We start from the raw sequence: 20,796 nt of genomic DNA, 5'->3' as shown, positions 1-20,796 counted from the left end.
GCCACGAAACAATCAGGAGAAGAGTAGAGCTATCATGAAATTTTCGATCTCCCGTGAGGCCTTCTTGCGGCCTTTGACATTGGTTGCAGGTGTTGTCGAGCGGCGTCAAACGCTTCCTGTATTATCAAATGTGCTCATACAAGTTCAGGATACGCAAGTCGCCCTGACGGGTACCGACCTCGAGGTCGAGTTGATTGGTCGCGCCGAGCCCCTGAGCGTTGACGAGCCTGGCTCGATCACTGTGCCGGCACGCAAGTTGATGGACATCTGCAAATCCCTTCCTGAGCAAGCGGACATCACCTTTACCGTTGAAGATGGTCGTGCCGTACTACGATGTGGCCGTTCACGCTTCACACTCTCGACCTTGCCCGTAGCCGAGTTTCCAAGTATCGAGGGTGAGCAGAGCAACCAGGAGCTTAGCCTACCCCGAGGTACGCTCAAGTATCTGATCGATGCCACCGCATTTGCCATGGCCCAGCAGGATGTTCGCTATTATCTCAATGGCATGCTGTTGGAGTTGGGACATAATATCGTCCGGACTGTGGCAACGGATGGGCATCGATTGGCGGTTTGCGCACGTTCCATGGAGGTCAGCGTTGAGCCTTTGCAAAAGCTGATCGTTCCACGCAAAGGCATTCTCGAACTAGCTCGATTGCTCGATGGTAGTGATGAACCGGTAGAGCTGACCTTGGGCACCAATCATCTGCGTGCACATACCGGAGACTACACGTTCACCTCTAAGTTGGTGGACGGTAAATTCCCCGATTATGATCGAGTGATACCCAAAGGGGGCGACAAGGCAGTCATCGCCGAGCGTACCGAGCTTCGTCAGGTATTATCGCGCACCTCGATTCTTTCCAATGAGAAGTACCGAGGCGTGCGTCTTCATCTGGAGAGCGGTAACCTGCGTGTGATGGCCAACAACCCCGAGCAGGAAGAGGCCGAAGAAAACATTGCCATCGAGTATGACGGTAATGCCTTGGAGATTGGGTTCAACGTTGGCTATCTGATCGACGTGCTTAACGTTCTCGATGAGGACCGTGTACAAATAACGCTTTCTGATCCGAACAGCAGCGCTATCCTGGAAGAGCCAGGGGGTGGTGACGCGCTTTACGTTGTTATGCCGATGCGCCTTTAGCCCCTCGTACGCAAAACCGCGGTAGCATAGCGATATGCTACCGTTGGATCTCTATCGATGCCTCTCGACCGATTAACCTTCTTAGGCTTACGCAACCTGCAGAACATGGATATGCGCCCTTCTGCGGGCGTCAATCTTGTCATTGGCGATAACGGTAGCGGCAAGACCAGTCTGTTGGAAGGGATACATATCTTAGGTCTGGGGCGATCTTTTCGCACCCAGCATCTCAAGCATGCTATTCACCACGACTCCACTGCGTTGACCCTGCACGGGCGTCTCTCGGGTGACCCGCCTTTTCCTATTGGTGTACGTCGTGAGCGATCAGCCCCTGAATCGACGATACGTATGGCGGGCGAAGCTGTCACACGGGTTGCTCAGCTCGCCGAAGCCCTACCCTTGCAGTTGATCAATCCGGATGCTTTCCGATTGCTTGAAGGTTCTCCCGCTTCCCGTAGAGAGTTTCTCGATTGGGGAGCGTTTCACGTGAAACATGAGTTTTTCGATATTTGGCGGCATGTCCGTCGAGCCTTGAAACATCGGAATGCGTTGCTAAGACATGCTAAAATGGACCGCCAAACGATAGCTTTCTGGGATCGCGAGCTTGCGCGCTATGGTGTCCAGTTAGACGAGCTTCGTACTGACTACATGAAGAGCTTCTTGCCTGTGTTTGAAGAAACTCTGAATGAGTTGTTGCCCCTGTCGGGAGCGGATATTTCATTGCGTTATTTTAGAGGGTGGGACCATAAACGTTCTTATCTAGAAGTATTGCGCGATGCCCAGGATAGTGACCTGCAAATGGGGTTTACCCAACAAGGGCCACAACGAGCCGATCTGCGTATACGCATTGATCGCCGTCCAGCCAAGGAAGTGCTATCTCGCGGACAACAAAAGCTGGTAGTTAGCGCGCTAAAGCTGGCCCAGGGGCGTCTGCTCGAAACGCTTACCGGGCGACGATGTATCTATTTGATAGACGACCTGCCAGCGGAGCTCGATGCAGGACATCGACAGGTGTTTTGCCACTGGCTCGAGAGAATGCGCTGTCAAGTATTTATTACAAGTGTCGAGCGTGAGTCGCTGCAGAAGTTGTGGCAGTCGTCGACGCCCAGGACCATGTTTCACGTGAAACATGGCTGTTTGATAGATCAGGAATAGACTGTATCCAAGTGGAGTAGCCAATGAGCGAACAGGCTTACGATTCATCGAGTATCAAAGTTCTCAAGGGTCTGGACGCGGTACGTAAACGTCCTGGGATGTATATCGGCGATACCGACGATGGTACCGGACTGCATCATATGGTGTTCGAGCTCGTGGACAACTCCATCGACGAAGCGCTAGCAGGACACTGTAGCGAAATAAGAGTGGTCATACACCCGGATGAATCCATTACTGTTAGCGATAATGGCCGGGGCATTCCGACCGACATTCACTCGGGCGAAGGTGTTTCGGCGGCAGAAGTGATCATGACGGTTTTGCATGCCGGAGGAAAGTTCGATGATAATTCCTATAAGGTGTCCGGTGGGCTCCATGGGGTGGGTGTTTCGGTGGTTAACGCCCTCTCGGAAGAATTGAAGCTAACCATTTGGCGCGCGGGTGACGTGTACGAACAGATCTATCGATATGGGGTGCCGGAAGCCCCACTCGCTGTTGTTGGAAAAACTGAAAAGAGTGGAACTCGAGTACACTTCCGCCCTTCCACACGAACGTTCGCCAATATCGAGTTTCATTACGATATCTTGGCCAAACGGCTGCGTGAGCTCTCTTTTCTGAATTCCGGAGTTGCGATACGCCTAATCGATGAGCGCAGCGGACGAGAGGAACTGTTTCATTACGAAGGGGGGTTGAAGGCTTTTGTCGATCATCTCAACACCAACAAGACAACGCTGAATCCCGTTTTCCATTTCGATACACAGCGAGAAGATGGTATTGGCGTGGAAGTGGCGATGCAGTGGAATGACACCTTTTCCGAAAATATTTTCTGTTATACCAACAACATACCGCAGCGTGATGGTGGTACGCATCTCGCAGGCTTCCGTGCCGCATTGACACGCTCGCTAAACCATTACATTGAAGCGGAAGGGCTGCTCAAGAAGGCCAAGGTCAATACCTCTGGCGATGATGCCCGGGAAGGATTAACGGCTATTATTTCGGTAAAGGCGCCGGACCCGAAATTTTCTTCGCAGACTAAGGAAAAGCTTGTTTCCTCGGAGGTCAAGACCGCCGTCGAACAGGAATTAGGGCGAAACTTCTCGGATTATTTGATCGAACGTCCCAATGAAGCCAAATCTATCGTCAACAAGATGATCGATGCGGCGCGCGCTCGTGAAGCAGCACGTAAGGCACGAGACATGACAAGGCGTAAGGGCGCGCTGGATATCGCGGGGCTGCCCGGAAAGCTCGCCGACTGTCAGGAGAAGGACCCTAGCCTCTCTGAACTCTATCTTGTAGAGGGCGATTCCGCCGGCGGCAGTGCCAAGCAAGGACGCGATCGTCGCACCCAGGCGATCTTGCCGCTCAAGGGTAAAATCCTCAATGTCGAGAAGGCACGCTTCGATAAGATGCTCTCTTCCGCGGAAGTGGGGACTCTGATTACCGCGTTGGGTTGCGGGATAGGGCGTGAGGAATTCAATCCCGACAAGCTACGCTACCATTCGATCATCATTATGACCGACGCGGACGTAGACGGTTCGCACATTCGCACTCTGCTGCTGACCTTCTTTTTCCGCCAGATGCCTGAGCTGATCGAAAGAGGACACGTGTTCATCGCCCAGCCTCCCTTGTACAAAATCAAGCGCGGTAAGCAGGAAATGTATCTCAAGGATGAGCAGGCAATGATCGATTATTTGACGAACACAGCCTTGGATGGAGCCAAGCTGTATGTGAATGCGGATGCCCCAGGCATCGCCGGAAGCCAGCTGGAATCATTGGTCGATCAATATCGCGATGTGATGAAGCGAATTGACCGCTTGTCACGTGTATACCCGCGCGAGGTGTTACGCAAAATCGTGCATGCTGCTACTCTCGATGGAGAAACTAGTCTGCAGGATCGTGTAACCATGCAGAATTGGATCGAGCTTCTGCAAGGAGAAATGGATTCGTTGATCGCCCACGAGGGAGGGCCACGGCATATCTTCCAGTTGCATGAAGACTCTGAGCGGGGCATCTATCTACCGGGTGTTGCACTCACGGCTCATGGTGTTACGACGGATTACGTCTGGGGACTGGATTTCTTCCAAAGTGTCGATTATCGAGCCATGGCCGCTCTTGGTGAGGCGTTGAATGATTTGCTTGAGGAGGGTGCTTATGTGGCACGAGGTGAGCGTAGCAAGCCTGTCAAGACCTTCTACGAGGCACTGGAATGGCTGATGTTGGAGGCACAGCGTGGACTATCGATTCAGCGCTATAAAGGCCTAGGGGAAATGAATCCGGATCAGCTTTGGGAAACTACCATGGATCCGGAAACGCGCCGCATGCTACGGGTCACTATCGAAGATGCGGTTGCAGCAGACATGATGTTTAATACGCTGATGGGTGACGAGGTCGAGCCTCGGCGTTTCTTCATTGAGCAAAACGCACTAGTAGCCAATCTGGATGTGTGATGTTTCACGTGAAACATCTATTCTGGCTAAAAATATTGCCTAGTATCTATTAGGTGCTTCTGAATAAATAACCCGGCTCTTATGCCGGGTTATTTATTACTAAGTTGAAATGGGAGCCCGTGATTCACGCGCCTCAGTGCTGTAGCAGGTATTCAGTGAATTCAGATAGGTCATTAAATACCAAGATATTATTGAGTCGCTCATTCAACTCTGTGTTTGCTCCCTTGCCCGTCCGCACCAAAACACGACGGCACCCCATGGCAGCGCCCGCTTGCAAGTCGCGCATGCTGTCTCCCACCAGCCAGGCACCATCAAGGTTCTTTAGCCCGAGTGCGTGACGAATCTGTCTAAGCAATCCTGCTCGAGGCTTGCGGCAATCGCATGCATCGTTTGGTCCGTGTGGGCAATAGGCAATGTGCGCAATATTTCCGCCCGCCCTCTGCACCAGTTCAAGCATCGCGTGATGAATCTGGGCGAGGGTATCTTCCGTAAGATAGCCTCTGGCGATGCCTGATTGGTTCGTGGCGATTGCGATGGCCCAGCCCGCATTGGACAAACGAGCGATAGAGTCAATCGCCTGTGGGTAGGGCTTCCATTCCTTCAGAGACTTGATGTACTGATCGGAGTCTTCGTTGATCACCCCGTCCCGGTCAAGAATGATCAATTGCTGTGGTGTCAACGCCATGGCTTGAAACGCTATGTGGATGGGTGGTTGAGTCTAGTGCGATGTTTCACGTGAAACAAGATGAGAAATCAGGGCTGATTTCCATGGTTTCACGTGAAACATGAAGCCAAAAAAGGCCGGCAACTTGCCGGCCTCTGGATACGAGAAGAGTTAACAGACACTACTGCTGCAGTTCGCTAATATCCGCCACTTCAAGAAAGAGGCTGTGCAAGTCCGTCAGAAGCGCTAGTCGATTACTCCGAACCGCCTCATCGTCGGCCATGACCATGACCTGATCGAAAAAGGTGTCGACAGGATCGCGAAGGGTAGCTAGAGCGTCCAATGCCTCGTTATAGCGAGCTTGAGCAAACAATGGCGCCACTTGTGCGCGTTTGTCCTTTAACGCCTCGTGCAGGCTCTTCTCGGCGTTCTCCTGCAGCAAGACAGGGTCAACTGATGCTGATTTCTCCGAATCCCGCTTTGCCAGGATGTTGGAAACCCGTTTGTTGATGCCTGCCAGGGCGTCGGCTTCTTCGTGCTGGCTGAAGGCGTGGACAGCCCGTATGCGACGGGCAAAGTCCAGGGGGCGGGTGATTGGGCGAGCACGTACGGCCAGATATACCTCGACAGCGATGCCTTCTTCCTGAGTCCAGGCCCGGAAGCGATCGAGCATATAGTCGAGCACCTCGGGAACCAGGCCTTGAGAATGGGGCAATGCAGGATGTTGAGCCGCCGCCTGTTCAAGCAACTCACGTAAATCAAGATCGAGTTCTGCCTTGATCATGATGTTGAGTACGCCGATGGCTGCACGGCGGAGTGCGAACGGGTCTTTGGTACCGCTGGGGCGTTGGCCGATGCCGAAGATTCCGACCAAGGTGTCCAGGCGATCCGCTAACGCCAGTGCCTGACCCGTAGATGTCTGGGGGATTAGATCACCGGCGAAGCGCGGCAAGTACTGTTCCTGCAATGCCTGGGCCACGTCCTTGGGCTCACCATCATGGCGGGCGTAATAATGGCCCATGATGCCCTGCAACTCGGGGAATTCCAGCACCATCTCGGTGACAAGATCACACTTTGCCAACTGAGCGGCACGTCCCGCGTGGTCACTATTCCCACCGATGCGTTCGGCAATATGGCGGGCCAGAGCGTCGGTGCGGTTAGCCTTGTCGGCGAGGGTACCGAGCTGCTGCTGGAAGACCACACTCGTCAGATTCTCGCGACGTGAGGCAAGGCTCCGCTTGAGATCGACCTCATAAAAGAAGGCGGCATCTGCCAGGCGTGGGCGAATGACCTTCTCGTTCCCCTCGATGACTTGGCGAGGATCGCGGCTATCGATATTGGCGATGGTGATGAAGGCTGGCAGGAGATTGCCGGAGTCATCAAGCAGATGAAAGTACTTCTGGTTGGCCTTCATCGACGAGATGAGGCACTCGGCAGGTATGTCAAGGAAGCGCGCATCGAAGCCGCCGGTCAGCGCTACGGGCCATTCCACCAGACCGCTGACCTCGGTAAGCAACGCCTCGTCGATGACCGCCGTGGCCTTCTGGGACTCGGCCTGGATAAGCACCTGTTGACGAATACGCTCACGGCGCTGCTGCCGATCAGCAAGCACATAGGCATCTTCCAGTGCGTTCAGATAATCCTCGCCGTGGGCCAGCGCAATGGGTTCCGGAGCATGAAAGCGATGGCCTCGGGTATCACGGCCCGCATTGAGATTCAGCACGCAGGCATCGACCACATCGCTGCCATAAAGCACGACCAACCAATGCACCGGACGCGAGAATTCGGTCCGGGAAGCACCCCAGCGCATGTATTTGGGTACTGGCAGATTGTCTACAGCCCTGGCGATGATATCCGGCAGGAGCGCGTCGATCGTCTCGCCGCTCTGTGTGAATCGATAACCGAGCCAGGTGCCCTTGTCGGTTTCCAGGTGTATCAACTGCTCGACATCGACACCACAGGAGCGTGCAAAACCAATCGCTGCCTTGGTGGGTTCGCCATCCTTGAAAGCCGCATTGAGGGCAGGGCCTCGGCGTTCGATCTCTCTATCGGGTTGCTTGTCAGCAAGCTCACGAATCTGTACCGCCAGCCGGCGGGGAGTGGCATAGGCGTGCACATCGGCGAAGTCGACTCCGGCCTCACGCAAACCCTCGGCGATACCTGCGGCAAACGCATCCGAGAGGGCGTCAATGGCGCCGGGAGGAAGTTCTTCGACACCTAGTTCGACAAGCAGGGTGTTGAAAGCCATGCTCAAACGCCTCCCTTTTCGGCAAGCGGCTCTTCAGCCAGTAATTCTTGACGCAGATCCTCGCTGGCTAAAGGAAAGCCAGCCATCTTGCGCGATTGAAAATAGGCGTGGGCAACATCCCGCGCCAGGGTGCGTACGCGCAGAATATAGCGCTGACGTTCGGTCACCGAGATAGCGTGGCGTGCATCGAGCAGGTTGAAGGTGTGCGAGGCCTTGAGCACCATCTCGTAGGCGGGAAGGGGCAGTTGGGCCTCGAGCAGCTTGGCGCATTCACCCTCGAGATGATCGAATTGGGCAAACAGGGCGGGTACGTTGGCGTGCTCGAAATTGTAGGTAGACTGCTCACGCTCGTTCTGCAAGTAGACGTCACCGTAGCGAACCCGAGTACCATCCGGCGCGATCGCCCATACCAGATCGTAGACGCTATCGACGTTCTGGAGATACATCGCGATGCGTTCCAGGCCGTAGGTCAGCTCGCCGGTGACCGGATAGCACTCGATACCGCCGGCCTGCTGGAAGTAAGTGAACTGAGTGACCTCCATGCCATTGAGCCAGATTTCCCAACCTAATCCCCAAGCGCCAAGCGTCGGCGATTCCCAGTTGTCCTCGACGAAACGGATGTCGTGGATCAGCGGGTCGAGCCCCAGTCGTTCCAAGGAGCCCAGGTAGAGCGCCTGGAAGTCGACAGGGGAGGGCTTCATGACGACCTGAAACTGGTAATAGTGCTGAAGGCGATTGGGGTTTTCGCCATAGCGGCCATCGGTTGGACGGCGTGAAGGCTGGACGTAGGCGGCGTTCCAGTTCTCGGGGCCGATGGAACGCAGGAAGGTTGCCGGATGAAAGGTGCCGGCGCCGACTTCCATATCCAGTGGCTGTAGAATTACGCAGCCTTGTTCGGCCCAGTACTGCTGCAGGGCGAGAATCAGACCCTGGAAAGTTTCCACGTGGGGTGGCGACTGTGTCATGGGTGAAGCACCGTTGGCCATGAATTCATGAGCCGTCAAGTATACAATCAGCAGCAAAGCGGTTATAGGCGCGGCGTCGAAATGGCTCGACGGCGAGTGAGGACAAGATGGCGTCGCTGGTGCTGATAAAAAGCCAAGCTCGTCGATACCGAATGAAAAGAGAGGCCACATCATGATCGTAGTGACAGGCGGTGCCGGGTTCATTGGTGCCAATCTGGTCAAGGCGCTCAACGCGAGAGGCCATCAGGATGTACTGGTGGTCGACGATCTGACCGACGGAACCAAGTTCGTCAACCTGGCGGATTGTAGCCTGGGCGACTATCTGGATAAGCACGAGTTTCTTCGCCGGGCTCGGGCAGAATTGCATGGCGATGCCGGCGAGCGATTGCCCCCCATCGAGGCGATCTTTCACGAAGGCGCCTGTTCGGATACGACCGAATGGGATGGCAAGTTCATGCTCGAAAACAATTTCGAGTATTCCAAGGTGTTGTTCCATCTGTGTCAGCGGCGTGGTATCCCGTTGCTGTATGCTTCCTCGGCAGCGACCTACGGGGGGAGCGATGTCTTCTTTGAAGCGCCGGAGCATGAAAAGCCGCTCAATGTCTATGGCTACTCCAAGCTGCTCTTCGATCAGTACGTGCGTCAACATTGGCACAGCCTGACCAGTCAGGTGGTGGGCTTTCGCTACTTCAATGTCTACGGTCCCCGGGAGCAGCACAAAGGCAAGATGGCCAGTGTGGCCTACCATCATCATACCCAGGTTTGCCAAGGCCAGAATCCACGACTGTTCGGTGCCTGGGACGGTTTCGAGGCGGGGATGCAGAGCCGCGATTTCGTCTATGTGGGCGATGCGGTAGCGGTCAATCTCTGGTTCCTCGATCATCCGGAGCATTCCGGTATCTTCAATCTGGGCACCGGTCGGGCCGAGCCGTTCAAGGCCATCGCCGAGAGCGTCATCGACTACTACGGCCGTACCCAGGGGATACAGGGTCGAATCGAGTACATTGACTTTCCGGAGGAGCTCAAGGGACGCTATCAAAGTTATACCCGTGCCGATATTTCGCGGCTGCGAGAGGTGGGTTACGACGCCGAATTCAAGACCGTGGCCGAAGGAGTTCGCGCTTATCTGGAGTGGCTGAATGGTTGATCCGACACAGCCAAACGGTGAGCGTATTCTGGTGGTCGGGCCCTCCTGGGTTGGCGATATGGTCATGGCGCAGAGCCTGTTCAAGATGCTCAAGAGTCGCTACCCCGACTGTTGGATCGGGGTGCTGGCCCCGGCCTGGTCTCAGCCGATTCTGGGGCGCATGGCCGAGGTCGATGAGGCGATTGCCCTGGACGTCAAGCACGGGGAGTTCGGTTGGGGCGCGCGCCGCCGTATTGCCCGCAGTCTCAAGGGGCGCTTCGATCGTGCCATCGTACTGCCGCGTTCCTGGAAGTCGGCGCTGGTGCCTTTTCTGGCACGCATTCCGCAGCGAGTCGGCTTCACCGGGGAGCAGCGTCTGGTGCTGCTCACCGAGCGTCGTCGGCTGGACAAGACGGTGCTCGATCAAACCGTCAAGCGGTTTGTGTCGCTGGGTTTGCCGGAGGCAGGAGCTCGGAGCGGCGACTTTGCCATTCCCGCGCCGCGACTGGAGATCGATGACGACAACCTGGCGACGCTCAAGGCAACTCAGGGTGTGGGCGAGCGGCCGGCTATCGGCATGATGCCCGGTGCGGAATACGGCCCCGCCAAGCAGTGGCCGCTGGCGCATTTTCGCCGTCTAGCCGAGCAGCTGGTAGGCGACGGCTATGAAATCCGAGTGTTGGGCGGTCCCAAGGATGTCGCGGCGGGGGAGGCGATCACCACTGAACTGGCCCACGCCCACAATCTATGTGGCAAGACACGGCTGGCGGACGCCGTGGATCTGCTGGCGGATTGTCGTCAGGTGGTGACCAATGATTCGGGCTTGATGCATGTGGCCTCCGCCGTGGGAACTCATGTGCAGGCCATCTATGGCTCTTCTACACCACGCTACACGCCACCGTTGACCGATAATGCCAGCATTCATACCCTGGCGCTGACCTGCTCGCCGTGTTTCAAGCGCCACTGTCCATTGGGGCACACCCATTGTCTGCAACTGATCTCTCCGGATCGCCTGCTAAAGGCGGTGCAGCTGGAAGATGCGTAGGGGCACCTGCTCAGTCGCTTGGAGAGGGCTTGTCCTGGGTTTTCTGCCATAACCGCAGTTGTAGCTCACGCTCTTCCAGCATGCGGGTATTGATGGCCTCCAGGCCATGGCGTTCGACCAGTGTCTGGGCCGGCGAGAGTAGCGAGGCCCCTAGCCCGGCCCGATGGGAGGGGATGGTGAAGCCCATGGCTTCGAGTAGCGTGGGCAGGATATCCACGGTGGTGGCCTCGCGATAGATCCTTTGCTGCTCCAGACCATTGCCGAACATGATCAGAGTATTCTCTCGCGGTCCTGCGATCAGTTGTTGCCAGGCCGAGTTTTTCATCGACAGATGATCGCTTGCCACCATCACCAGGGTGTTCTCGAGCAGACCACGCGCCTCCAGGCGCTCGATGAAGCGACGAGCCAGCCAGGCGCTACACTGCACCGAGTAAAGAATATCGACACCATCGAATTCACCCTGACGCTCCAGACAGCTTTTGGCCGGATAGCCGTAGGGGGGATGTCCCGCAAGGGTCATGCCAACGAAAGCAAAGGGTCCGGGATGACTTGCCAAGTCGTCGACTTCTTCCACCGCCATGTCGAGCAGGGAGTCGTCGTTCACTCCCCAGCTGTTGACATAGGTTGGGTCCTCCAGCCGCGGTTCGAGCTGGTGGCGGCCGAGGGCACGGTCGAAACCGTGATCCTTGTAGAATAGCCCCTTGCCGGCAAATTCCAGACTGGCCCCCCCCATGAACAACTGACGATACCCTTGGGTCGAGAGCAGATCGCCCAAGCAATTGACCCCGGGCAGTACATGCTCCAGAGGTTCGAATTGGTTGTCATGGATCAGCCCGGCGGGCATCAGCGGTGTACCACACTGACTGGCGATCATGCCGGCCATCGTCCAGCCGGTATTCTCGCTTTGACGTACTCCCTTGAACACCACCCCGCGTTCGCCTAGCGCCCTTAGGTCGTCATAGACGTTACCGAAGCGCGAATCGTCGGCGTAGGTGCCTTCGATGCTTTCCAGGTACAGGATAATCAGATTGGGCAATGTCTCCGGCGCTGCTTCGATGGTGGGTGGTATGTAGCGCCTATCGAGCCAGGCGCCATCCTCGGCAACGATAGCCGCGCCCTGCAATGAGAAACCGTATAGCAGGGGATTGAGCGCCAGTAGAAACAACATCAGGATGCGTTCCAGGAGTCGCCAGCGACGATCGTTGCGTACCAGCCAGGTAAAGGCGATCAGCATCAGGATGCCGGCCAGGGTATGCAAAATGGCGATCAGGATGCGACCGGTGCCGCCATGCTCGGCGACACCGGCCTGGAGATGAAATAGAATGGCGCCAACATCGACCTGACCGTAACTGTCGGTGACATAAATACCCAGCCACCACAGTGCCAGGGGCAACAGGCACCAGGGCCAGGTCTTTCGTGGCGGACGCGCATAAAAGGGCGTGCCCCAACGAAAACCCCAGGCCAGCACCAGCCAGGCGGCAAGAACCGCCAGCGTCAGAAAATGGGGGAGGGCCAGCACGGTGGTAATGGCATAGCCCAAACACAGTCCAAGATGGCTCAACACCAGCCAGCGGACGACAGGGGTACTGATCGGCATTGCCGTTGAGTCCTTTCGCAGATACCTGAAGCTTAACAAGCCTGACCCAAGCTTGTCATAGCATCCATATAGCTGGATGCCAGGCACCAACGTCGAAACATCATATTGGACAGATACGGCGATACAGGGCCAGATACGCATCGGCCATGGCCCGGGGGGTGAAGTCCTCAAGGCGTTGGCGTGCTTCCTGTGCTAGCTGTTCGCGCAGTCTGGGGGCATCGATTAGCTGCACGATCGCTTTCGCCAGCATAGAGGCATCTCCGGGAGGGATCAGCCAGCCGCTATGATCGTGAATCACGATGTCGGGGATGCCATCCACATCGGCGGCTACGATCGGCACGCCATGATCCATGACGTCGAGCAGAATCGACCCCAAGCCTTCATTGCGCGAGGGGAACGCGAACAGATCCATCACTTGCAGGTAGTCGCCGACATTATCGTGAAAGCCTTCCCAGATCAGGTTGTCAAGATCGGCGCTTTCGCGCTTGAGAGCGGCCTCGTCTTCTCCTTTACCCAGGCACAAGAACAGTAGATCGGGATAGCTTTCCTGCAGCAAGCGGGCGGCCTCGATCAACAGACGTTGGCCCTTATGACGATCGACCAGCGCGCCGATGTGACCCACGACGCGTCGCCCTTGAAAACGCTGGCGCAGGGCGGCGACTCTATCTGGATCGCTAGGTAAATGTGCCAGGGCGCTGGGAATGCGCGTGACCGAGCACCAGTTACGCTCGCGTAGATGCTGCTCGATCACCGATGAGATGGCGACCGCAAAGGATGCTCCGCGATAGGCCAGGCGGTTGAATGGCTTGTTCTTGACCGGTTGAGGCACCCGCCGCGTGATCAGATAGGGCGTGCCACGCAGGCGTTGCTGTACAAAGGCCCAATGCACGGCCTTGGCCTCGTGAGCGTGCACGATATCGGCTCGTTCGGCGGCGAAGTGGCCGGCGAGCTGATGATTGGCGGCAATCAGGGTGATATCGAGATCCACGAGTTCGTCACGCAGCGGTGAGTCGCGGCGACACACCAGGCTCTGGCGGATGCCCTGTTTTGCCAGTGCCCGTATCAACAGCTCGGTCTGACGTTCGCCACCGCGAAAGCCGCGGGCCAGATTGACGTGGCGAACATGGGGTCTCGCTGACGCGGTCGCTACCATATCCGATCGAAGTCCTCGGCGTCGCGAACCTGAGAATCACGCTGCAATTCCAGCAGCTTGGCGTACTTGAGATAGGCATTCACGGCGGCAGAGAGTGCCACAGAAACACCATCGAGGCCGGAGGTGAAGCCGCGCTGGAAGATATATTTGCGCAGAAAGGCATTAGTGCCGTGCAAGAAGGGCGATAAAGAGCTGGCACGCTTGCCCTTGAGGTACATGATCTTGGCGGCGCGACTGGAGAAGCGACCGCTGGCCTTGGTGAAAAGCTCGCTGAGGTTGGCGAAGGAGTAGTGCTCGATATCCGCTTCCAGCCGGGCCGCCTTAGCAGCGTTGACCGAGGCGTGCTGTCGACTATCGGAGAAGCCCGTGCGTTCACGATCGAACAATCGCACGCAGTAGTCCGGGTACCAGCCGCAGGTCTTGATCCAGCGCGAGCCCAGATGGTTGCGGCGCCTAAATGCGAAAGAATCGTATTCGCATTTTTCCAGGTCGAGCTGTTCGATTGCTTGAATGGCCTCTTTGCTCAAACGCTCATCTGCGTCCAGGGACAATACCCAGCGGTGGCTTGCCTGGGCCGGACCGACATTCTTCTGCGGCCCGTCGCCCAGATAGGGTTGTTCAATCACCCGCGCACCTGACTGTTCGGCGAGCTGGCGGGTGGCGTCCGTCGAGCCCGAGTCGACGACGATCAACTCATCGCACACCCGTGCCAGCGAGACCAGACAGGCTTCGATGTTGGCAGCTTCGTTCAGTGTAATGACGACACCGGTGATATTGGTCATTGAACATCTACTCGATTTACTCGGGATAAAACTGTTTGAGCGCCTGCATGGCCTCGAATACTGCCGGCGAGATCGTCTTCTCCTGAGGCGCCAACTGATGATCGACCACTTTCCAACCCCCGGCGCCATCGATCACCGTGATGCGATCCTGTTCGATGACGGCTAGGTCGAGATAGCTGCTGGCCGACACCCAATCATGGTCCAACGTTGAGTCGAGCAGATCACGCCCATGACTGTAATCGCTGAAGGGGTTGGAGCAACCCAGGACATGACGCATCAGCGTCGGCGCCACATCCAGATGGCTGGTGGTACCGTCGTGCTCGCCGGCGGGGATGCCCGGTCCGTGAAGAATCAACGGCACCCGGGTCTGGGGCGGGGCGAAGTGACTGTTGTGCCCCCAGTAGTTCTTGCCGAAGTCGTTGAACGACTGACCGTGATCGCCGGTAACGACCAGCACGGTGTTATCCCATTCACCGTTGTCCTGGAGCTCTTTGATGACCCTGGCGATCAGCTGATCGTCGAAATAGACGGCATTGCGGTGCAGATTGCGATAGGGCGTGGGGTCTGTTTCCGGTCCAAGCTTTAGATAATCCATCGACTCGGCCGCAGGTTCGAAGGGAACCTCCAGGTCGTCGGGTACCGCATAGCCGTGAGGCGCATCGTAGAACAGCAGGCTGAACCAGGGAGCGTTGGCATTGTCACGCTGACGTGAGGCCTGCCACTCGAGCCATGCCTCGGTCATGTTGCGATCGCGAACGACCGGCGTGTCGCCTTCGGCGGCCGGCCGCAGTTCGGGAATCGAGGCAAATACCGAACGGTCGAACCCGACGCTATCCAGGCTGGCGGAGCTGAAGATACCCATCTCATAGCCCTGCTCCTGAAGTTGCGTGATCAGCAGCGCCGGGGTCTGTGTATCCTGCAAAAGCCGATAATAATTACCCGTCAGCCCGTAGAACAGGCTCATGATTCCTGTGCGTGTCGCATTCCCGCCGCTGAAGTGATCCGCATAGCGCCGACCCTCGTCGGCCAGGGCGTCGTACATCGCCGGGGTGTTCTCGGGGCCGTATTCGTCGTAACGCCAGGAGTCGATGACGATGAACAGTACATTGGGCTGATCGTCCTGGGGTGAACAGCTAAGCGGCGTTCTCGGCCACTGCAGGGTGTCGGGGCTTTGCTTGTTTAGATCAACACGAGCCGCCCGGGCAGCACGCGGATCGAGCCAGCCATGTTCTTCCATGAAGTCCTTGGCGGTGGCCGGGAACAGCAGCGGAAAGATCCCTACCTGCTGGGTGACGCTCGTGCGATAGCGGGCATCGGCGACGACATGGAGGGCGTGGCTGGCGATCATCGCCATCATCAGCAAGGTGACACCGCGCCATAAAGGCAAGCGCTGGACCCGTGGCGAGGCGAACAGGCGTGCCGCCAGCCAGGCCTCGGCGAGCAGGAGTACCAGGGCTATACCGCCGACGATGAGCCAGGTGGAAAGCGGGAAACTGAAGATGTCGCCGTTCTTGTCATCGAGAAACAGCGATACCATGAAGTTGTTGATATGAAAGCGATATTGGGCATAGACCCCGGTGTCGAGCAGCAATAGCCATAAGCCTGCCGAGGCCAGCAAGGCAGCGGGTAGCCAGAGGGTGCGACGAGGCAATACCAGTGCCAGCAGGCCGAGGGGTAGCCAAGCCAGAAGAGTAAGCAGGGCGAAATGGCCCATCCAGGTCAGAATCAGATAGCTGATGCCCAGCACATCATCGGGGACTTCCAGGTAGGGCGTGTAACGCAGGGCAATCAGCCAGACCAGCACCAGGTTGACCAGTGCAAAGGCAAGGCTGGCTCGCAGACGCTGTCGGAAATGGGGGCGAGAAGAATCGGACATGGAGGATGATTCGCTCATTACGGTTGACGGTAGCCCTGTAACAAGGGTGGCCAGTGGCGGTCGGTGTCATTGGATGAAAATTTTGTCAGCGAGCGCGCGAGACGTTGCAGGTTGGACTGTTGCCAACGTCCGGGGCGCCGCAAACGGCAGCGATCCAGATCGATCAGCCAGACCTGCTCGTCGGGCGTGATGAGCAGGTTACGCGCATTGAGGTCGACATGATCGAGACCGGCCTCGTGAAAGCGCCGAATGGTCCTGCCTACCCGTATAAGCAATGCTTTATCCGCCTGAGGCAATACCTCCGCCAAGGCGCGGGCATTTTTGATGCGTGCCGTGAGCAGAGCGGCCTCATAGATAGGCCCGACACGCCGCACCAAGGAGGCCACTGGCTGTGCAACGGGCAATCCCTTTTCGTATAGCAGGGCGGTCAGGCGCAATTCACGAAAGGCCCGGGTACGTTCAAGTCCTAGCCAGATATAGCGGGAGGTAGTGACACGTGCCACCAGGCCGCCTCGGTGGTAGCCACGCAGCACCCACTGCGCCTCGCCGGGGGCCGTGCCGGAAGTGACGCTCGAGGCATCGACGAACAGGCTGGTGCCTCGCCCCGGCGCCTGACCGATCACCGCACCGCGCGCCTGCCAGAAACCGGCTTTGAACCAGGCCGGATCGGGGGTGACGGGTGTCGGGTGAGCAGTGGCGATTTGTGACGTGCCTGTCGCGTCCCATAGAATGCCTGCATCATATAAAATGTATTCCTTGCCCAACTGGAGTGTCACCAACCGCATGAAGCATCCTCTGCCTGCCTGTCCTGCGCATATTTGCGTGCTACGACTCTCCGCGCTGGGCGATGTCTGCAATCTGGTTCCTACCGTGCGTGCGCTACAGCGTCAGTGGCCTGAGGCGCGTATTACCTGGATCATCGGCACGGGAGAATACAGTCTACTTTCTGGCCTGTCCGGGGTCGAGTTCGTCGTCTATGACAAGGCCAGCGGATTTGCGGGCATGCGAAAACTGTGGCGTGAGCTTGGCGATACCCGGTTCGATGTGCTATTGCACATGCAACAGGCGCTGCGGGCCAGTGCGCTCTCTCTGGGGCTCAAGGCGAACGTGCGTATCGGTTACGACAAGGCACGCTCCAAGGATTGGCAGCGTTGGTTCACGCATCGGCAGTTGGCGGCGCACCCCAAGGCCCATGTGCTCGAATCCTTCATGGATTTCGCCCGCGCCTTGGGAGTCGATTCGATCAACACCAACCATCTTGAATGGAACCTGCCGATACCCGAGACGGCCCATGGCGAAGCGAGACGACTTACCGCTGACTCGCCTTATGTACTGGTGAGTCCCTGCGCCAATCCACGCCTGCGTAATTTCCGTAACTGGTCGGCAGAGGGCTATGCGACGGTTATTGAGCATGTATGGAATCAACATGGTTTGAAGACCCTGATCAGTGGGGGGGGTAGCCCCCAAGAGCGGGAAATGGGTGAACGCATCCGCGCGCTGACCGTTCCCGAGGCGGTGATTGATGCCATCGGCAAGAGTTCACTCAAGGGCTTGCTGGCGCTGATCAAGGGAGCCCGCGCCGTGGTGGCGCCGGATTCGGGACCGGTACACATGGCGAATGCGCTGGGTACCCCGACCGTGGGGCTTTACGCGACCACCAATCCGGAGCGTGCGGCGCCTTACTGTTGGCGCGACTATGTCGTCAATCGCTATCCCGAGGCGGTGCGTACCTATATGCACAAGCAGCTCGACGAGATCAACTGGGGCGATCGTGTCCGCCATCCGGATGCGATGTCGCTGATCCAGGCCGATGATGTCATCGAACGCCTCGATACGCTGCTTGCATCACGCCCTGATGCCATGACTCCGGAGTCACGCAATGAAGTTTGATCTGACCGCCCTGGAACAGGCCCGCCTACTGGTTGTCGGCGATGTCATGCTCGATCGCTACTGGCATGGCGGTACCTCGCGTATCTCCCCCGAGGCTCCGGTGCCGGTGGTGCGCGTAGGCGAAGCCGAGGACCGTCCTGGGGGCGCCGCCAACGTGGCGCTCAATATTACCTCCTTGGGTGGCCATGCGGCACTGGCGGGCTTGGTGGGGGATGACAGCAACGCGGATTTGCTCACGTCACGTCTAGAAGATGCCGAAGTAAGCGTTTACTTTCAGCGCAGCGCCGTAATACCAACGATTACCAAGCTGCGAGTCATGAGTCGTAACCAGCAATTGATTCGCCTCGATTTCGAGGAAAATGTGGCCGATATCGATACTAGGGAGTTGCTCGAGCGGGTCGAGACGGTACTTCCCGATATCGATGTGGTCATCCTCTCCGATTATGGCAAGGGCACTCTCAACCGGGTCGAAGAGTTGATCGCAGCGATTCGTGCCCGGGGCAAGCGCGTGCTGGTTGATCCCAAGGGCACAGACTTCCGGCGTTATCGGGGCGCCAGTGTCATCACCCCCAACATCGGTGAATTCGAGGCCGTGGTCGGACCCTGCCGCGACGATGCGGAATTGACCGAGAAAGGTGAGCGCCTGCGCAGCGAACTGGATCTCGAGGCAGTGCTGATCACCCGCAGCGAGAAGGGCATGACCCTGATTCGCGAGAATCACACGCCGTTGCATCTGCCGACTCACGCTCGGGAAGTCTTCGATGTCACCGGTGCCGGCGATACGGTGATCGGCGTGCTGGGGCTGGCGCTGGCGGCGGGACACGGCTATCCGGAGGCGATGACCCTGGCCAATCTGGCCGCAGGCTTGGTGGTGGCCAAGCCCGGCACCGCGACCCTATCGGTAGCCGAGCTGTATACCGCGCTACACGGCGACAAGCTGGCCGAGTTCGGTCTGATCGAGGAGCCCGCGCTGATAGAAGCGGTCAAGGCTGCCCAGGCCCGCGGGGAGCGGGTGGTCATGACCAATGGCTGTTTCGATATCCTGCATGCCGGTCACGTCGCTTACCTCGAGCAGGCGCGGCGACTCGGTGATCGCCTGATCGTCGCGGTCAATGACGATGCCTCCATCGCCCGCCTCAAGGGACCACGCCGGCCTATCAACCCGTTGCAACGCCGCATGCAGGTGCTCAGCGGGCTGGGGGCGGTGGATTGGGTGGTTGCCTTTCGGGAAGATACCCCGGCGCGCCTGATCGAGGCGTTGCTCCCGGACGTGCTGGTCAAGGGCGGCGACTACCTGCCGGAAGAGATCGCCGGGGGGGAGGCGGTCATCGCCAATGGTGGTGAAGTCCGGGTGCTGGATTTCGAGGACGGTGTCTCGACCACCGCGATGATCACGACCATTCTCGATCGCGAGCGCTAGATGCCTGCGCATGAAGCGTCCGAGATTCGTCGCCACCCTTGGGCGCGCTGGCTCTACAGTTCAGTTCTTTATCTACTTTCGCCCTTGATAGTATGGCGCGTGTGGCGTGAGTGGGTGCCCACCAACCCGCGCCGTGAACGCCTTGGACTGATCACTATATCGACCGAGCAGCCCAGGCTCTGGCTACATGCCGCCTCGGTAGGGGAGGTCCAGGCCGCGCGACCTCTGATCGCATCGTTACTCGAGCGTTATCCTGGCCATCGTCTCGTGATCACGACCATGACAGCCACCGGGGCGTCGCAGGTAAAATCGCTGTTCGAAGGCGAAGTGAGTCATTACTTCGTTCCTCTGGACTTCCCCGGAGCAACGCGTCGTTTCATTGCCCGGCTTCGGCCCGAGATGGCGATCTTCTTCGAAACCGAGCTGTGGCCCAATCTGCTGCATGCCTGCCACCGGCAGCGGATCCCGATAGCCGTCGTCAATGGGCGGTTGTCGGCCAAGGCGTTGCGCGGCTATCGGCGGGTCGGCGCACTGATGGCGGATGCGCTCAGCAAGGTCGATTGGCTGGCGGCCAAGTCGGAGCAGGATGCCGAACGTTTTCGAAGCCTGGGCATGGCAGTCTCGAGAAAGGCCGTCGTCGGCTCTCTCAAGTTCGATATTTTCCTGCCTGTCGGTGTTTCAGATGATAGTGAGTACTTACCCATAAAATTCGGGGAGCGTCCCGTGTGGATCGCCGCCTCGACTCATTCCGGTGAGGATGAGCAGGTACTGATGGCCCATGAGAGGTTGCGCGAGCGTTACCCGTCCGCCTTGTTGATCCTGGTGCCGCGACATCCCCAGCGTTTCGATACGGTTGCCGCCCTCTGCCAGCGTCAGGGCGAGCGGTTGGCGAGACGCTCCCGCCAAGAGGCGGTTCAGGCCGATACGACAGTGTATCTCGGGGACACCATGGGTGAGCTGAGAACGCTCTACGGCGCCGCTAACCTCGCCTTCGTCGGCGGCAGTTTGGTTCCTGTCGGGGGGCACAATCTGCTGGAGCCCGCGGCGCTGGGCATTCCGGTACTCAGCGGCCCGGCGCTTGCCAATTTCGAGGATGTCGCCAAGCCCTTGCGTGAGGCGGGGGCCCTGGTGGAGGTGGCAGACGCCGCCGCTCTCGGCGAGGCGCTGATCGCGCTGCTGAATGATCCTGAGAAATGCCATCGTCAGGCGGCAGCGGGGCTGGCTGCCATCGACGCCAACAGAGGAGCGCTACAACGTACCCTGAAGGGGCTGGAGCGCCTGCTCCCACGTAAGTGA

The 20,796-nt window shown here is 57.9% G+C and carries 16 protein-coding genes; 8 read left to right on the top strand and 8 right to left on the bottom strand.

The window, feature by feature from the left end:
- Window positions 1-34 precede the first annotated feature (34 nt).
- Genes dnaN through gyrB form a run of 3 tightly spaced genes read left to right on the top strand, consistent with a single transcriptional unit; the run spans window position 35 to window position 4,734 of the window.
- Window positions 35-1,138 (top strand): DNA polymerase III subunit beta, encoded by a 1,104-nt coding sequence (gene dnaN / locus ACPF7Z_RS12675; protein WP_425193614.1) that lies wholly within the window; start codon window positions 35-37, stop codon window positions 1,136-1,138.
- 57 nt (window positions 1,139-1,195) lie between these two features.
- Window positions 1,196-2,290 (top strand): DNA replication/repair protein RecF, encoded by a 1,095-nt coding sequence (recF, locus tag ACPF7Z_RS12670; RefSeq protein WP_425193613.1) that lies wholly within the window; start codon window positions 1,196-1,198, stop codon window positions 2,288-2,290.
- A gap of 23 nt (window positions 2,291-2,313) precedes the next feature.
- Window positions 2,314-4,734, top strand: coding sequence for a DNA topoisomerase (ATP-hydrolyzing) subunit B (gyrB, locus tag ACPF7Z_RS12665; RefSeq protein ID WP_425193612.1), 2,421 nt, complete (start codon window positions 2,314-2,316; stop codon window positions 4,732-4,734).
- Between the two features lie 133 nt (window positions 4,735-4,867).
- Here the strand turns inward: gyrB and gmhB are convergent, their stop codons facing one another.
- The 3 genes from gmhB to glyQ all read right to left on the bottom strand — a co-directional run bounded on the left by gmhB (window position 4,868) and on the right by glyQ (window position 8,611).
- On the bottom strand, window positions 4,868-5,419 hold the full coding sequence (gmhB, locus tag ACPF7Z_RS12660) for a D-glycero-beta-D-manno-heptose 1,7-bisphosphate 7-phosphatase (RefSeq protein WP_425193611.1): 552 nt from the start codon (window positions 5,417-5,419) through the stop codon (window positions 4,868-4,870).
- 160 nt (window positions 5,420-5,579) lie between these two features.
- Window positions 5,580-7,646, bottom strand: coding sequence for a glycine--tRNA ligase subunit beta (gene glyS, locus ACPF7Z_RS12655; protein ID WP_425193610.1), 2,067 nt, complete (start codon window positions 7,644-7,646; stop codon window positions 5,580-5,582).
- 2 nt (window positions 7,647-7,648) lie between these two features.
- Entirely contained in the window at window positions 7,649-8,611 is a 963-nt protein-coding gene (glyQ, locus tag ACPF7Z_RS12650) for a glycine--tRNA ligase subunit alpha (RefSeq protein WP_425193609.1), read from the bottom strand.
- Window positions 8,612-8,783: 172 nt separating this feature from the next.
- Between glyQ and rfaD the strand changes: the two genes are divergently transcribed.
- Window positions 8,784-9,758, top strand: a complete 975-nt coding sequence (gene rfaD, locus ACPF7Z_RS12645; protein ID WP_425193608.1) for an ADP-glyceromanno-heptose 6-epimerase — start codon at window positions 8,784-8,786, stop codon at window positions 9,756-9,758.
- Entirely contained in the window at window positions 9,751-10,782 is a 1,032-nt protein-coding gene (gene waaF, locus ACPF7Z_RS12640) for a lipopolysaccharide heptosyltransferase II (RefSeq protein ID WP_425193607.1), read from the top strand. The genes rfaD and waaF overlap by 8 nt, the downstream gene beginning before the upstream one ends.
- Before the next feature lie 10 nt (window positions 10,783-10,792).
- Here the strand turns inward: waaF and ACPF7Z_RS12635 are convergent, their stop codons facing one another.
- From ACPF7Z_RS12635 to ACPF7Z_RS12615, 5 genes are all read right to left on the bottom strand, one after another.
- The gene (locus ACPF7Z_RS12635; protein ID WP_425193606.1) at window positions 10,793-12,379 is read right to left on the bottom strand and encodes a sulfatase-like hydrolase/transferase; all 1,587 of its coding nucleotides are present in this window, start codon (window positions 12,377-12,379) and stop codon (window positions 10,793-10,795) included.
- Window positions 12,380-12,479: 100 nt separating this feature from the next.
- Window positions 12,480-13,532 (bottom strand): glycosyltransferase family 4 protein, encoded by a 1,053-nt coding sequence (locus ACPF7Z_RS12630; RefSeq protein WP_425193605.1) that lies wholly within the window; start codon window positions 13,530-13,532, stop codon window positions 12,480-12,482.
- Window positions 13,526-14,314, bottom strand: coding sequence for a glycosyltransferase family 2 protein (locus ACPF7Z_RS12625; RefSeq protein WP_425193604.1), 789 nt, complete (start codon window positions 14,312-14,314; stop codon window positions 13,526-13,528). The genes ACPF7Z_RS12630 and ACPF7Z_RS12625 overlap by 7 nt, the downstream gene beginning before the upstream one ends.
- 16 nt (window positions 14,315-14,330) lie before the next feature.
- Window positions 14,331-16,190 (bottom strand): DUF3413 domain-containing protein, encoded by a 1,860-nt coding sequence (locus ACPF7Z_RS12620; RefSeq protein ID WP_425193603.1) that lies wholly within the window; start codon window positions 16,188-16,190, stop codon window positions 14,331-14,333.
- A gap of 17 nt (window positions 16,191-16,207) precedes the next feature.
- A complete protein-coding gene (locus tag ACPF7Z_RS12615; RefSeq protein WP_425193602.1) occupies window positions 16,208-16,975 on the bottom strand; it encodes a 3-deoxy-D-manno-octulosonic acid kinase in 768 nt (255 codons plus the stop codon).
- Between ACPF7Z_RS12615 and ACPF7Z_RS12610 the strand changes: the two genes are divergently transcribed.
- Genes ACPF7Z_RS12610 through waaA form a run of 3 tightly spaced genes read left to right on the top strand, consistent with a single transcriptional unit; the run spans window position 16,974 to window position 20,796 of the window.
- Window positions 16,974-18,080 (top strand): glycosyltransferase family 9 protein, encoded by a 1,107-nt coding sequence (locus tag ACPF7Z_RS12610; RefSeq protein WP_425193601.1) that lies wholly within the window; start codon window positions 16,974-16,976, stop codon window positions 18,078-18,080. The genes ACPF7Z_RS12615 and ACPF7Z_RS12610 overlap by 2 nt on opposite strands.
- Window positions 18,070-19,500: a bifunctional D-glycero-beta-D-manno-heptose-7-phosphate kinase/D-glycero-beta-D-manno-heptose 1-phosphate adenylyltransferase HldE gene (hldE, locus tag ACPF7Z_RS12605; RefSeq protein WP_425193600.1), complete on the top strand. Its 1,431-nt coding sequence runs from the start codon at window positions 18,070-18,072 to the stop codon at window positions 19,498-19,500. The genes ACPF7Z_RS12610 and hldE overlap by 11 nt, the downstream gene beginning before the upstream one ends.
- Window positions 19,501-20,796, top strand: coding sequence for a lipid IV(A) 3-deoxy-D-manno-octulosonic acid transferase (gene waaA / locus ACPF7Z_RS12600; RefSeq protein WP_425193599.1), 1,296 nt, complete (start codon window positions 19,501-19,503; stop codon window positions 20,794-20,796). It begins immediately after the preceding gene.

Origin of the sequence: Halomonas sp. GXIMD04776 (assembly GCF_049808615.1) — a bacterium.
GTDB lineage: Bacteria > Pseudomonadota > Gammaproteobacteria > Pseudomonadales > Halomonadaceae > Modicisalibacter.
The sequence above is the reverse complement of the archived record's forward strand: the minus strand, read 5'-3'. Positions and strand labels throughout refer to the sequence as shown.